Annotated in this window: 12 protein-coding genes; 9 read left to right on the top strand and 3 right to left on the bottom strand. The window is 70.0% G+C overall.

The annotated features are described in order from the left end of the window. Nucleotides 1-37 precede the first annotated feature (37 nt). The 4 genes from AB0I10_RS29455 to AB0I10_RS29440 all read left to right on the top strand — a co-directional run bounded on the left by AB0I10_RS29455 (nucleotide 38) and on the right by AB0I10_RS29440 (nucleotide 3,965). On the top strand, nucleotides 38-664 hold the full coding sequence (locus AB0I10_RS29455) for a M48 family metallopeptidase (RefSeq protein ID WP_363155697.1): 627 nt from the start codon (nucleotides 38-40) through the stop codon (nucleotides 662-664). 111 nt (nucleotides 665-775) lie between these two features. Further along, on the top strand, nucleotides 776-2,488 hold the full coding sequence (locus AB0I10_RS29450; RefSeq protein ID WP_363155696.1) for a TerD family protein: 1,713 nt from the start codon (nucleotides 776-778) through the stop codon (nucleotides 2,486-2,488). 14 nt (nucleotides 2,489-2,502) lie between these two features. Next, a complete protein-coding gene (locus tag AB0I10_RS29445; RefSeq protein ID WP_363155695.1) occupies nucleotides 2,503-3,186 on the top strand; it encodes an AIM24 family protein in 684 nt (227 codons plus the stop codon). Nucleotides 3,187-3,206: 20 nt separating this feature from the next. Continuing rightward, on the top strand, nucleotides 3,207-3,965 hold the full coding sequence (locus tag AB0I10_RS29440) for an AIM24 family protein (protein WP_363155694.1): 759 nt from the start codon (nucleotides 3,207-3,209) through the stop codon (nucleotides 3,963-3,965). A gap of 113 nt (nucleotides 3,966-4,078) precedes the next feature. Here AB0I10_RS29440 and AB0I10_RS29435 read toward each other — a convergent pair whose 3' ends face one another. Continuing rightward, entirely contained in the window at nucleotides 4,079-4,609 is a 531-nt protein-coding gene (locus tag AB0I10_RS29435) for an NUDIX hydrolase (protein WP_363155693.1), read from the bottom strand. After that, nucleotides 4,606-6,060 (bottom strand): zinc-dependent metalloprotease, encoded by a 1,455-nt coding sequence (locus AB0I10_RS29430; protein ID WP_363155692.1) that lies wholly within the window; start codon nucleotides 6,058-6,060, stop codon nucleotides 4,606-4,608. The genes AB0I10_RS29435 and AB0I10_RS29430 overlap by 4 nt, the downstream gene beginning before the upstream one ends. Before the next feature lie 191 nt (nucleotides 6,061-6,251). On the opposite strand from AB0I10_RS29430, the gene AB0I10_RS29425 reads away from it, so the two are divergent. The 4 genes from AB0I10_RS29425 (at nucleotide 6,252) to AB0I10_RS29410 (ending at nucleotide 9,599) form a co-directional block, all read left to right on the top strand. Next, nucleotides 6,252-7,403, top strand: coding sequence for an SDR family oxidoreductase (locus AB0I10_RS29425; RefSeq protein WP_363155691.1), 1,152 nt, complete (start codon nucleotides 6,252-6,254; stop codon nucleotides 7,401-7,403). A 125-nt stretch (nucleotides 7,404-7,528) separates the two neighbouring features. After that, nucleotides 7,529-8,008, top strand: coding sequence for a molybdenum cofactor biosynthesis protein MoaE (locus AB0I10_RS29420; RefSeq protein ID WP_363155690.1), 480 nt, complete (start codon nucleotides 7,529-7,531; stop codon nucleotides 8,006-8,008). A 164-nt stretch (nucleotides 8,009-8,172) separates the two neighbouring features. Beyond that, the gene (locus AB0I10_RS29415) at nucleotides 8,173-8,355 is read left to right on the top strand and encodes a hypothetical protein (protein WP_363155689.1); all 183 of its coding nucleotides are present in this window, start codon (nucleotides 8,173-8,175) and stop codon (nucleotides 8,353-8,355) included. A 137-nt stretch (nucleotides 8,356-8,492) separates the two neighbouring features. Further along, on the top strand, nucleotides 8,493-9,599 hold the full coding sequence (locus tag AB0I10_RS29410) for a PDZ domain-containing protein (protein WP_363155688.1): 1,107 nt from the start codon (nucleotides 8,493-8,495) through the stop codon (nucleotides 9,597-9,599). Between the two features lie 26 nt (nucleotides 9,600-9,625). Here the strand turns inward: AB0I10_RS29410 and AB0I10_RS29405 are convergent, their stop codons facing one another. Next, complete coding sequence (locus AB0I10_RS29405; protein ID WP_363155687.1) at nucleotides 9,626-10,180, bottom strand: PPA1309 family protein; 555 nt, start codon at nucleotides 10,178-10,180, stop codon at nucleotides 9,626-9,628. Between the two features lie 214 nt (nucleotides 10,181-10,394). Here AB0I10_RS29405 and AB0I10_RS29400 point away from each other — a divergent pair, with 214 nt between their 5' ends. Further along, nucleotides 10,395-13,199 (top strand): UPF0182 family protein, encoded by a 2,805-nt coding sequence (locus AB0I10_RS29400; protein WP_363155686.1) that lies wholly within the window; start codon nucleotides 10,395-10,397, stop codon nucleotides 13,197-13,199. The last annotated feature ends 125 nt before the right edge of the window (nucleotides 13,200-13,324 follow it).

Raw genomic sequence — 13,324 nt, 5'->3', positions numbered from 1 at the left:
GGGACTTCCCGCAGTGCCAGCGGGTAACGTCGGTCGCGTGCCCGCCGACCCTTCCCCTCGCGGCTCCGGGGAGACTCCCTTGCGCCGCGCCGCAGACACATCGCGCAGGGCTGCCCCGAGCCCGAAGAGCCGCGGATCAGGGACGAGCGCGGTCGAGGTGCGCCGTAGCTCACGGCGGCGCAGAACGGTCTCCGCGTACCGCGAGGGCGACCGCACGGTTGTCCTGATTCCGGCCCGTATGTCCGAGGCCGAGGAGCAGCGCTGGGTCACCGTCATGCTGGACAAGCTCGCCGCCCAGGAGAGCAAGCGCATGCTGGGCGACGGCGAGCTGGCCGAGCGGGCGGAGCGGCTGTCCGGCCAGTTCCTGGAGGACCGGGCCCGTCCCGCGTCGGTGCGCTGGGTCACCAACCAGAACACCCGCTGGGGATCGTGCACCCCGGCCGAGGGCAGCATCCGCCTCTCGCACCGCCTGCAGGGCATGCCGGAGTACGTCATCGACTACGTCCTGCTGCACGAGCTCGCGCATCTTCTCGTCCCCGGCCACGGCCCGCGGTTCTGGCGCCTGTTGGAGTCCTATCCGCGTACGGAACGGGCCCGCGGCTACCTCGAAGGCGTGGTCGCGGCCGACCGATTGCCGCATTTGCCCGCTGCCCGCAGCGAATGACCGCTTCCTCGGCCGACTTCCGAGCTGCCCCGGCATCGCACTCTGTCAGCGCAAGCGGTTAGCCTGGCGCGCATACGAACTCACAGCGGGAGCGGGGGACGGTCGTTACGTATGGCCAGGGAATTCCAGCGCGGCCACAAGGCCAAGATCAGTGATCTGACGGCGGGGACGGATCTGTACATCGGCGTGCAGATCGCCGGTCCCGGGCTGACCTTCGACATCAGCTGCTTCGGTCTGGACGCGAGCGAGCGGCTGTCCGACGACCGCTACTTCATCTTCTTCAACCAGCCCAAGTCGCCCGAGGAGTCGATCCAGCAGCTCGGCGCGCAGGCCGGTGACACCGAGTCCTTCCGGGTCACCCTCGACCGCATCCCGCAGCACATCCAGAAGCTCTCCTTCACGGCAGCGCTCGACGGCGCGGGCCAGGTGTCGCAGATCGGCCCCGGCTACATCCGCATCGTCGCCGGTGGTGAAGAGGTCGCCCGTTACTCCTTCAACGGCAGCGAGTTCAGCACCGAACGCGCCGTCATGCTCGGCGACTTCTACCTCAAGGACGTCTGGCGGTTCGCCGCGGTCGGCCAGGGGTTCGACGGCGGCCTTGAGGCGCTGCTGAAGAACTTCGGCGGCGAGGTCGCCGAGGAGGCGGAAGCGGCCGCGCCGCCCGCCCCCGCACAGGGCGCGCCCGGCTTCGCACCGCCGGCCGGGGGAGCCCCCGCGCCGTCCTTCGGTGCCCCCGCCGCCGCACCCGTACCGCCGCAGCCGGCCCCCGACTTCGGCCCGCCCCAGGGCGCACCCCCCGCCGCCCCGCAGGCCCCGCAGCCGGCCGCCGCTCCACAGGCGCCGCAGCCGCCCGCCGCCCCGCAGCCCACTGCCCCGCAGGTCCACAACGCGCCGACCATCGCCGCGCCGATGGTCCCGCCCGGTGGCCCGGTGCCGCCCCCCGGTGTGCCCGGACAGCCGCCGCAGGCCCCGTACGGCCAGCCCGCTCCCGGCGGCTTCCCCGGCCAGCAGGCCCCGCAGGCACCCCCGTACGGCCAGCCCGCACCGGCCCCCGGCGGCTACGGCGCGCCCCAGGGGCAGCCCGGCCAGCCCGCCCCGTACGGCCAGCAGCCTCCCGGCGCCCCGTATGCGGGCCAGGCTCCGGCCGTGCCCCAGGGCGGCGGCCCCAGCCTGGGTGCCGTACTGGAGAAGTACAAGGAAGCCCCCACCGGCCAGCGCTGGACCCCGCAGAACCCCAAGCTGGTCCGTGTCGACCTCGGCGTCGACGGCCAGCCGGTGCTCGCCCGCCAGGGCAGCATGGTGCTCTACCAGGGCAAGGTCGACTTCAGCTACAAGGGAGCCGGCTTCCGCGGCCGGATCGTCGGCAACGCCACCGGCCAGGAGATGCAGCTGATGCGCTGCTCCGGCCAGGGCCAGGTCTTCTTCGCGGAGAACAGCGCCCATCTGCACCCCATCGAGCTGCAGGGCGACGCCATCTGTGTGTCCGCCGAGAGCGTCCTCGCCTTCGACGAGTCGCTGCAGCACGAGATCCGGCGGATCGAGGGCCACGGCATCCCCGGCGGCGCCCTGTTCACCATGCAGTTCCAGGGCACGGGCACCATCATCGTCAAGACCCAGGGCACCCCTGTCGTGCTGCCGGTCACCCCGACCACCTTCGCCGACGCCAACGCCATCGTGGCCTGGTCCGCGGCCTCGCAGGTGATCATCTCCAGTCAGGTGAGCCTGCGCCGGCAGGCCTATCCCGGCCACTCCGGCGAGACCGTGAACCTCCAGTTCCGCGGCGCGCCCGGCAACTTCATCGTCGTCCAGCCCTACGAGGTCTGAGGGAGCCCGTAATCATGAACCAGCAGCAGATGTCGGGCTACGTCCCGACCCCGCCCGCCGCCCGCATGGAGAACCACGGCAGCGCCATGGTGAAGATCGCCATGCAGAGCGGCCAGGACGTCTTCGCACGCACCGGCTCGATGGTCGCCTACGAAGGCTTCGTCCAGTACGAACCGAACCCGCCCGCCGTCCGCCAGATGGCCTCCCAGTGGATCACCGGCGAGGGCGCCCCGCTGATGAAGTGCACCGGCGACGGCCTGCTCTTCCTCGCCGACTACGGTGCCGACGTCGTCTGCATCAACCTCAACGGTGACTCGCTCTCCGTCAACGGCACCAACCTCCTCGCCTTCGACGCGCAGCTCCAGTGGGGCGTGCAGCGCGTCAAGGGCATGGCCAAGTTCGCCGGCCAGGGGCTCTTCAACGTCGGGATCTCCGGCACCGGATGGGTCGCCCTGACCTCCCGCGGCACGCCCATCGTCGTCGACTGCGGCCGCGGCGAGGACGAGACGTATGTGGATCCGGACGCCCTCGTCGCCTGGTCGACGAACCTGAAGATGAAGGGCAAGCGCAGCTTCAAGGCGTCCTCGATGATCGGACGCGGCAGCGGCGAGGCGTACCAACTGGGCTTCTCCGGCCAGGGGTTCGTTGTCGTCCAGCCCAGCGAGGACAGCACCGACCGGCTCCGGGCCCGGGGCTGAGGGGGAGGACCGAACACGCCATGCAGAGTCCGCTTTTCGCCTTCACCGAGGCGCAGACCCAGGACCGTTACGCGCTGCAGAACGAGCAGTTGCTGCGCGTCGCCCTCCAGGGGCACGAGGACATCCTCGCCCGTAAGGGCACGATGGTCGCCTATCAGGGCCTGCTCGAATTCGACGGCAACTACCAGACCCAGGGGCAGCACCGCGCTCGCGCGGTCTCCGGCGAGGGCCTGGACCTGATGCGCGTCTCCGGGCAGGGCACGGTCTATCTGGCCAACCTCGCCCAGTACGTCCATGTGGTCGACGTCGACCACGACGGGCTGACCGTCGACAGCAGCTACGTCCTGGCGCTCGACTCCGGCCTCCACTGGGAGGTCGTCTCCGTCGACAGCCAGTACGGCATCGCCGGCACCGGCAAGTACCAGCTCAACATCTCCGGCCGGGGCAAGGTCGCGCTGATGACCTCGGGCCAGCCGCTGATGATGCAGGTCACGCCCGACAAGTACGTCAACGCCGACGCCGACGCGGTGGTGGCCTGGTCCGCCTCGCTGCGGGTGCAGATGCAGGCGCAGACGCATTCCTCCGGGGTGTGGCGGCGCCGCGGCAGCACCGGCGAGGGCTGGGAGCTCAGCTTCCTCGGCCAGGGCTACGCGCTGGTCCAGCCCAGCGAGGTGATGCCGCCGCAGCACGCCCAGATCGGGTCCGGCATGGCCGCCCAGTACGGCATGGGGCAGCAGGGCGCCCGGGGACAGAACCAGGGCAACATCTTCACCAACTGACACACGCCTGACGTACCTTCGGCGCCCGTCCCGACCCGGGACGGGCGCCGAAGGTACGTCTGCGCCATCGAAGGCCGCTCACGGCTGTGGAGGAGAGCCCGGGTGCGTGCCGCCTACAGGAGCGCGCGGGCGCGCTCCACCAGTCGCACCACCGACGCGTCGGCGACGCCGGGCACCTCGTCGTAGGGGAACCACCGCAGGTCCAGCGACTCGTCGCTGATCTCCGCCTCCGCTCCCTCGGGCGCCAGCGCCGCGTACTGGACGTCCAAATGCCAGGCGCACGGCGTGTGATGACGGTCCAGCCGCACCGGCCCGCCGGGCAGCAGTGTCAGCCCCCGGGCGATCCCGGACTCCTCACGTGCCTCACGCAGCGCCGCGTCCGCCAACGAGGCGTCCTGCGGCTCGCAGTGGCCGCCCATCTGGAGCCACATCTCCAGCTTGCGGTGCAGGGTGAGCAGCACCCGGCCGCCGGCCGGATCGATCACCAGCGCGCTCGCCGTGAGGTGCCCGTCCTTGCAGGGTTTCCACATGCCGTCCTGATGGGCGGCCAGATGATCCAGATACGACAGCCGCAGCTGCTCCTGATCGGCCGACGGCGCGGGCCACTCCTTGAGCACCCGCGCCGCGTCGTCGCGCAGACTCACTTGTCGCCGTCACCCTTGCCGTCGCCGGGGGCCTGCTCCGGACCGTCCGCCGGCTTGCCCAGATCCGGCTTGCCGCCGCCGGCCGCCTCGCCCAGCATCTTGTCGAGCTCGGAGAAGTCCGGCTGCTCGTGGTGCACAAAGCCGTCCGGGTCGTCCAGATCAGCCGCCGTGGGCAGCATGTCCGGGTGCGCCCAGAGGCCGTCACGGCCTTCCAGGCCCCGCGCGTCGGTCAGCGAGGCCCACAGCCGCGAGGCGTCCCGCAGCCGCCGCGGACGCAGCTGGAGACCGATCAGCGTCGAGAACGTCTGCTCGGCCGGGCCACCGCTCGCCCGGCGCCGCCGCAGCGTCTCACGGAGCTTGTCCGCCGACGGCAGATGCGGCTTGGCGGCGGCGTGCACCACCGCGTCCACCCAGCCCTCGACGAGCGCCAGCGCGGTCTCCAGACGGGCCAGCGCGGCCTTCTGCTCCGGGGTGTCCTCGGGCTGGAACATGCCCTGCTGCAGGGCGTTCTGCAGCTCCTCGGGATGCTGCGGGTCGAGCTGGCCGACCATGTCCTCCAGTTTGGTCGTGTCGACCTTGATGCCGCGCGCATAGCCCTCGACGGCACCGAACAGATGCGAGCGCAGCCACGGCACATGGGCGAAGAGCCGCTGATGGGCGGCCTCGCGCAGGGCCAGATACAGCCGCACTTCCTCTTCCGGCACGCCCAGGCCCGCACCGAAGGTGGCGATGTTCCCCGGCAGCAGCGCGGCCTTGCCGGCCGGCCCCAGGGGCAGCCCGATGTCCGTCGAGCCGACGACCTCGCTCGCCAGGACGCCCAGCGCCTGCCCGATCTGGGTGCCGAACATCGCGCCACCCATGGAACGCATCATCCCGAGCAGCGGGCCCGCCATGGCCTGCATCTCCCCGGGCAGCACCTCGCCCATGGCCGCCCCGACGCGCTCGGCGAGCGGGTTGACCAGGTCCTTCCACACCGGCAGGGTCTCCTCGACCCACTCGGCGCGGCTCCACGCCACCACGGAGCCGGACCCCGACGGCAGGGACGTCACACCGTCCAGCCACAGGTCCGCCAGCCGCACGGCCTCCTCGACCGCGGTCCGCTCACCCGGGGTCAGGCTCGCGTCCTTGCTGCCGTCCTCGGCGCCCTGCGCGACGGTCTGCCGCGCGATGTCCTTGGCCATGTCCCAGTTCACCGGGCCGCCCTCGTACGAGAGCATCTGGCCGAGCTTCTGGAACGCGGCGCCCAGATCGCCAGGGTTCATTTCGCCACCGGGTCCGCCCATGCCGCCGAAGAGCGCCGCGAACGGATTGTCCGCGCCGCCGCTCCCGCCGCCGAACCCGAACGGGTCCGCGGGGCCCTGGCTACCTCCCTGGCCGCCCTTCTTCTTGCCGTTGTCGCCGTCCTCCGGCTCCTCCGGCGGAAGGCCGAATCCAAATGGGGTGTCACTCACGGGTTTCCTCGGCTCGTAGGGCCGCCGGCCCGGGGCCGACGGCGACTGCCCGACATCACCTCCAGCGTAGACACCCGGACCGCTTCGGGGCTCGGTGCTTCGCCGGCCGGGTGGCTGCGGCAGGATGGACGCCACCTGGTACGTCCGCGTCAGCACGCGTACGTACTGAATTCAACCGCTGGAGACGCCCGGTGAGTTCCCCAGATCCGACCGTTCGCGCAGCGCGAAACGCTGCGGCCAACACCGAGAAGGCAGGCAGCAACCCCGGCGGCGCCACCGACCGGCCGCTGCGCCGGCCCGTCGTCGCCGTCACCGGAGCCGCGTCCGGAGTCGGCGCGCTGCTCACCCGCGCCCTCGTCGCGTCCGACGAGGTCAAGCAGGTGGTGGCCATCGACGAGCGGCGCGGCGACGTCGCCGAGGCGCACTGGCACGTCCTGGACGTACGCGACCCCGCCATCGCCGACAAACTGCGCGGAGCGGACGTAGTCGTCCACCTCGCGCTCGACCTCGACCTGGAGACCGATGCCGCGGCCCGCACCGCCTACAACGTGCGCGGCACGCAGACGGTCCTCACCGCCGCCGCGGCGGCCGGCGTCCACCGGGTCGTGCTGTGCACCTCCGCCATGGTCTACGGGGCGCTGCCCGACAACGATGTTCCGCTGGCCGAGGACGCCGAGCTGCGCGCCACCGCCGACGCCACCGGTGTCGGCGACCTCCTGGAGATCGAGCACCTGGCGCGCCGCGCGCCCCGCGCACACCCGGGCCTGAACGTCACGGTGCTGCGCCCCACCGTCCTGGTGGGCGGCACCGACACCGCCCTGACCCGCTACTTCGAGTCGCCCCGCCTCCTGGTGGTCGCCGGGTCCCGGCCCGCCTGGCAGTTCTGCCATGTCGAGGATCTGGTCAGCGCCCTGGAGTACGCCGCCCTGGAGCGGGTCGACGGGGAGCTGGCGGTCGGCTGCGACGGCTGGCTGGAGCAGGAGGAGGTCGAGGAGCTGTCCGGCATCCGGCGCATGGAGCTGCCGTCCTCGGTCGCCCTGGGCGCCGCCGCCCGGCTGCACCGCATCGGCCTGACCCCGTCACCCGCCGGGGACCTCGCCTACACGATGCACCCCTGGGTGGTCAGCGGCAGCCGGCTGCACGAGGCGGGCTGGCGGCCCCGGTGGACGAACGAGGAGGTGCTCGCCGAGCTCCTGGAGGAGGTCGCGGGCCGCCACACCGTCGCCGGCCGCCGGCTGGGCCGCAAGGACGCCACCGCGGCCGGAGCCGCCGGCGCGACCGTCGCGTTGCTGGGCACCGCCGCCCTGGTCCGGCGCGCACGCAAGGCCCGCCGCCGTATCTGACCCGGACCGCGCCGGCCCCGCCACTGGGCGGGCCCGGTCCGGCTGTACGAGCCTCCATACGCGGGCGCGCACGCCCGGCGGATACAGCCATTCCCCGGCGCGCCCCGGTACGGCACGATGGAGGCATGTCTGGCACGCACTCCGCTCCGTCCCCCGGCCGTGACCACCCCGGTGAGCAGGCCGCCGCGGACCCGATCCGGCTGCTCGCGATCCGCGACACCGCGCTGTCCGTGGACGAGGTCTTCGCGGCCGTCGGGGACGCCGCGGCGGGCGGTACGGCCCTGTTCGTCGGCACCGTCCGCTCGCACGACGGCGGCGCCGACGTCGACGCCCTGGGCTACTCCGCGCACCCGACCGTCGAGGCCGAGATGCGCCGTATCGCCGAGAGGGTCGTCGCCGACTTCCCCGTCCGCGCACTGGCCGCCGTCCACCGGGTGGGCGATCTGTCCATCGGTGATCTGGCCGTGGTCGTCGCGGTTTCCTGCCCGCACCGCGGTGAGGCTTTCGAGGCCTGCCGGAAGTTGATCGACGACCTCAAGCATCAGGTGCCCATCTGGAAGCATCAGACGTTTTCGGATGGGACAGAAGAATGGGTAGGGGCGTAGCCGGCGCGCGGCCAGTCCTCGTCGACCGCCCTCTCGAACACTGACCGGAACCGGTGCGTTGCGCTCCGGTTGCGTAACCGGCCCCCTGGCGTGAGCGTTGACCTGGCAGATGGTTAATCTGCTTATTCGTCGATTGCGGTCGCGCAAGGGGTTGGGAGGTCGCTATGGGTGCGCTCTTCTGGTTGTTGATTCCGGTTGTCGCGGCGCTTGTCGCTGTGCTCTGGAGTACCTGGGCCCTGCGTAACCGCAAGACCGGGGACGTCGCGGAGCTCGCCGGCTATGCCCGGTTCCGCGCCGCGATGGAAAAAGAGCATTCCGCTTCAGACCCCGCCTCCGACGCGGCCTGACGTTCTCGGGTCGTACGCGTGAGCAACTGCCGTGCCCTCGGGGGTGACGGTCCGTCGGCCATGCGTGGGTACGGACCGGTTCCCGTACGGACAGCCCCTGCGGGCCGACTGTCATACCCGTCCCGTACTGTCGTTCCATGCCACGCCGCACCGCGACGCTGCTCGCCTCGACCCTGATGCTGATCGCGCTGCTCTGCGCCGGGGTGCTGTTCCCCGTCCCGTACGCCGAGATGTCCCCGGGCCCGACGGTGAACACTCTTGGCGATCACGACGGTGATCCGGTGCTGCAGATCTCCGGACGGAAGACGTACCCGGCGAACGGCCAACCGAGCGGTCACCTCAACATGACCACGGTCCGGGTCACCGGCCCCGACTACACCATGAACCTCTTCGAGGCGGTCTACGGCTGGCTGGACCACGACAGCGCCGTGGTGCCGCACAAGACGCTCTACCCCGAGGGTCAGACGGCCGAGCAGGCCGACCAGGAGAACGCCGAGGAGTTCAGCCAGTCCCAGGAGAGCGCCAAGGTCGCCGCGCTCAAGCAGCTGCGCATCCCGGTCGCCACCCAGACCGTCGTCGGTTCCGTCGTCAAGGACAAGCCGGCCGACGGGCGGCTGCACGCGGGCGATGTGATCAAGGCCGTGGACGGCACGCCGGTCAAGGCGAACACCGACGTCGCCAAGCTCGTCACCCGGCACAAGCCGGGCGAGAAGGTCGTCTTCACGGTCATTCCCGCCAAGGAGGCCGCCGCGGAGGAGAAGAAGGGCAAGCGGCCCGCGACCGGCGCGAAGCAGATCACGATCACCACGGAGAAGGCGTCGGACGGCCGCGCCATCGTGGGCATCCAGGCCGAGGTCGATCACACCCTCCCCTTCACCATCGATGTGAAGCTGGCCGATGTCGGCGGCCCCAGCGCCGGGCTGATGTTCGCGCTCGGCATCATCGACAAGCTGACGCCCGGGGATCTGACAGGCGGCAGGTTCGTGGCCGGTACGGGCACGATCGACGACAAGGGGAAGGTCGGCCCGATCGGCGGCATCTCGATGAAGACGGTCGGCGCGCGGAGCAACGGCGCCGAGTTCTTCCTGACGCCGAAGGCCAACTGCGCCACCGCCGCCAAGGACACCCCGAAGGGCCTCCGACTCGTCAAGGTCGACACCATAGGCGACGCGATGAACGCACTGCAGAAGATCCGCAAGGGCGACACCGCCGGCCTGCCGAGCTGCAGCCCGACAGGCCGGTAGGGCGGTACACCGTCACGTCCGGCAGGTCACGCTTCGAACGTCGCCGCCAACGCGTCCGCCAGGCCCGGCACCAGCGCCGACCCGGTGAGGACCTCGGACGTGGAGTCCTTCTCGCGCAGCCGCAGTGCCGACTCACGGGAGCCGTCCCGCAGCACGGCCACCGTCATCCGGACCTCCTGGCGGTCCGGATGGTCGGCGACCCACTTGGCGAGCTGGGCCTCGTCCATGCCCTCGGGCACGGACTCCTCGGCGGACGGGGGCAGCATCAGCCGCTCCACGGTCAGCGCACAGCCGGAGACCGCGTCCGGCCAGGCGATGGTGGCGAGGAACTCGTCCAGCGGTGTGCCGGCCGGGATCTCGTCCTGCTCGACGGGGGTCAGGGAAGCGGTGGTGGAGTCGTCGATGCCGAGCTGGGCGGCGAGCGAGGGCTCCTGATCGCGCAGCTTGGCGGTGTCGACGAGGGCGAACAGTCGGGCGGGCTGATCCCAGCCGAGCCCGGCGCTGTACTCGTCGATTTCGAGTACCGCGCGGGTCAGTGGGTCGGCGGCGAGGGGGGTGCCGTCAACGGGGAGGTTGGTCATGTTCAACATCGTGCCTTGTGAACCCCGGAAATCGGGAACTGGGTAAAGCCTTAGTAAGTTGCATCAGTGGGTCCTACTATCGCCGGGCCTGCTCCACACGACAGCGAACTTCGAGGTGCGCACCTTGGCTTTCCAGATGCCGGACCGCGGCGGAGGCCCGACAGGGCCACGGATCAGAGTCGGCCGACCGTCCCGGCGGATCCGGACCCTGCTCATGACGTTGGGTGTGCTGGCCGTGCTGGCCATGCTCTTCGTGATGTTCGCCGGGTTCTGGACCGACTGGCTCTGGTACCGCTCGGTCCATTACTCCTCGGTCTTCACCACGACCCTGTGGACCAAGATCGGACTGTTCTTCTTCTTCGGCGTCCTGATGGCCGTGGCCGTCGGCGTCAACATCTGGCTGGCGCACCGGCTGCGTCCGCCGCTCAGCGCGATGTCCATGGAGCAGCAGAGCCTGGACCGCTACCGGATGGGCATCGCGCCGTTCAAGAAGTGGGCGCTGATCGCCGTCACCGCGGTGATCGGGCTGATCGCGGGCGCGTCCGCCTCGGGTGAGTGGCGTACGTGGCTGCAGTGGGTCAACGGCGTGCCGTTCGACCAGACGGACCCGCAGTTCGGCATGGACGTCTCGTTCTACGCCTTCGATCTGCCCTGGTACCGCTTCCTGTTGAGCTTCGGCTTCGCCTGCGCGGTGCTGTCCCTGGTGGCCGCAGCGCTGACGCACTACCTGTACGGCGGGCTGCGGGTGACGAGTCCCGGCTCCCGGGCGACCGCCGCCGCGACCGGCCATCTGTCCGTCCTGCTGGGTATTTTCGTCTCGCTGAAGGCGATCGCGTACTGGCTCGACCGGTACGGACTCGCCGTGAAGTCCAGCGGGCTGAAGTCGGCCGACAACTGGACCGGCCTGCGCTACGTCGACGCCAACGCCTATCTCCCGGCGAAGACCATCCTGTTCTTCATCGCGGCGATCTGCGCGGTGCTGTTCTTTGCCACCCTCTGGCGCCGTACCTGGCAGCTGCCGGTGATCGGCTTCGGGCTGATGGTGCTCTCCGCGATCCTCATCGGCGGGCTGTATCCGGCGATTGTGCAGAAGTTCCAGGTCCAGCCGAACGAGCAGGCCAAGGAAACGCCGTACATCAAGCAGAACATCAAGGCGACCCGGGACGCGTACGACATCCAGAACTCGGGTGTCACGCCCTACAAGGGGAACTACAAGCCCGCCGACAAGGAAGACAGCCAGCGGCTGCGGGACAACGCCGACACCACCGCGAGCATGCGGCTGCTGGACCCGAATGTGGTCTCCCCGGCCTTCCAGCAACAGCAGCAGGTCCGCGGGTACTACCAGTTCCCCTCCACGCTGGACGTCGACCGGTACCCGGACAAGGACGGCGCCGAGCAGGACACCGTCATCGGTCTGCGTGAGCTGAACATCGCCGGTATCCCCGAGCGCAACTGGATCAACGACCACTTCAAGTACACCCACGGCTACGGCGCGATCGCCGCCAAGGGGACCGAGAGCGCCGACGGCGGTGGTCCGAAGTACACCGAGTCGGACCTGCCGGCCAAGGGACAGCTCCCCGAGCACGAGCAGCGGGTCTACTACGGCGAGAAGACCACGCAGTACTCCATCGTCGGTGGTCCGCAGAAGGAACTGGACTACTCCGACGACAGCGGCGAGAAGAGCTACAGCTACAAGGGCAAGAGCGGGGTGAATCTGTCCAACCCGATCAACCGCGCCGCGTACGCGGTGGCGTTCGGGGAGCCGCAGATCCTCTACTCCGGCGCGATCGGTGACGGCTCGCGGATCCTGTACAACCGCACGCCCAAGGAGCGCGTCGAAGCCGTCGCCCCCTGGCTGACCATCGACGGTGACGCCTATCCGGCGGTCGTGGACGGCCGGATCCAGTGGATCGTGGACGCCTACACCACCAGCAACGGCTATCCGTACGCCTCGCGCACCACGCTCGGGGACACCACGGCGGACTCGCTCACCGACGGCCAGCGGGCGGTGGTGGCCCAGCAGAACCAGGTCAACTACATCCGCAACTCGGTCAAGGCGACGGTCGACGCGTACGACGGCTCGGTCAAGCTCTACCAGTGGGACACCAAGGACCCGGTCCTCAAGACCTGGATGAAGTCCTTCCCCGGCACCGTGGAGAAGAAGAGCGCCATCAGCCCGAAGCTGATGGAGCATCTGCGGTACCCGCAGGACCTCTTCAAGGTGCAGCGGCAGCTGCTGACCACGTACCACGTCACGGACCCGGGCACCTTCTACACCGGCTCCGAGCGCTGGCAGATCCCGAACGACCCGACGAACAAGTCGGGCAATGCCGTGCCGCCGTACTACCTGAGCATGAAGATGCCGGGTCAGAAGGACCAGACGTTCTCGCTGACGACGACGTTCACGCCCAACAAGCGCGACAACCTCGGTGCATTCATGGCCGTCAACGCCAATGCGACCAGCGGCGACTACGGCAAGATCAGACTGCTGAAACTGCCCTCGCAGACACCGGTGCCCGGTCCGCAGCTGGTGCAGTCGAAGTTCAACTCCGATCCGGACATCGCCAATGAGCTCAACATCCTCAAGAAACTGGGCGATTCGGAGATCGAGTACGGCAATCTGCTGACCGTGCCACTGGACGGCGGGCTGCTGTACGTCGAACCGGTCTATCTGCGCGGCGCCGCCACCAACTACCCGCTGCTGAAGAAGGTGTTGGTCAGCTACGGCGACAACAAGCCCGTCCTGGAGAACTCGCTCAAGGACGCGCTGGATGTCGTCTTCGGCAAGAAGGCGCCGAGTGCCGGCACGGAGAAGCCACCTGGTGACACCAGCCCGCCGCCGCCGTCGGACCAGACGGCCCAGCAGGCCATCGCCGACGCCCAAAAGGCTTACGAGGACGCCGAGAAGGCTCGTGTTTCGGGTGACTGGGGCGCCTTCGGTGAGGCCCAGAAGCGGATGAAGGCGGCGCTGGACCGGGCCGCCAAGGCATCCGAGAAGGCCGGCAAGCCAGGCAGCTGAGCCGGCCCGGCGCGAAGCAGGAGACCGTGCTGCCACCGGTACCAACCGGTCCGCCGGGGCGGATGCGGCCGACGAAGGTCTCGAAGGACTCGTAGATCTCGTCCATCGAGGCCTCAGGCGTCCCC

Source organism: Streptomyces sp. NPDC050636 (genome assembly GCF_040654775.1).
GTDB lineage: Bacteria > Actinomycetota > Actinomycetes > Streptomycetales > Streptomycetaceae > Streptomyces.
This window is presented reverse-complemented; position numbering and strand designations above follow the sequence as displayed.